Below are 256 nucleotides of genomic sequence, written 5' to 3' on the forward strand. Positions count from 1 at the left end.
TTCATGCAGATGGACGTCAACGAGGAGCCGGACGTCGACCTGCCGCTGGCGGTGGTGTCGATCTCCCAGCCCGGCGCCGTTCCGTCCGAGCTGGAAACCCAGATCACCCGCCGGGTCGAAGCGGCCGTCCGCGGCGTCAACGGCGTGGACGAGATCCACAGCCAGGTTCGCGAGGGCAATAGCACCACCCAGGTCCAGTTCGACCTCGGCACGCCGATCGACCGCGCAATCACCGATATCCGGGACGCCGTGGCCC

The 256-nt window shown here is 68.0% G+C and carries 1 protein-coding gene; it reads left to right on the forward strand.

The features are described 5' to 3' along the window. Window positions 1-256: efflux RND transporter permease subunit (locus ACSNOK_RS35095; protein ID WP_436784749.1), on the forward strand; the 256-nt coding region annotated here is incomplete at both ends.

This window comes from Streptomyces sp. URMC 126 (genome assembly GCF_051386555.1).
In the GTDB taxonomy this organism is placed as follows: domain Bacteria; phylum Actinomycetota; class Actinomycetes; order Streptomycetales; family Streptomycetaceae; genus Streptomyces.